1 rRNA gene is annotated in these 310 nt (G+C 58.7%); it reads left to right on the top strand.

The annotated features are described in order from the left end of the window. Nucleotides 1–49: 49 nt before the first annotated feature. Nucleotides 50–310 (top strand): 23S ribosomal RNA (locus WA762_RS35565); the annotation flags it as partial.

Raw genomic sequence — 310 nt, 5'->3', positions numbered from 1 at the left:
GGGTGGCTGGTCGTTGTTTGAGAACTGCACAGTGAACGCGAGCATCTGTGGCCAAGTTTTTAAGGGCGCACGGTGGATGCCTTGGCACCAGGAACCGATGAAGGACGTGGGAGGCCGCGATAGGCCCCGGGGAGCTGTCAACCGAGCTTTGATCCGGGGGTGTCCGAATGGGGAAACCCGGCAGTCGTCATGGGCTGTCACCCGCTGCTGAACACATAGGCAGTGTGGAGGGAACGAGGGGAAGTGAAACATCTCAGTACCCTCAGGAAGAGAAAACAACCGTGATTCCGGGAGTAGTGGCGAGCGAAAC

The sequence above is a fragment of the Streptomyces tyrfis genome (genome assembly GCF_037034285.1).
Taxonomy (GTDB): Bacteria; Actinomycetota; Actinomycetes; order Streptomycetales; family Streptomycetaceae; genus Streptomyces.
The sequence above is the reverse complement of the archived record's forward strand: the minus strand, read 5'-3'. Positions and strand labels throughout refer to the sequence as shown.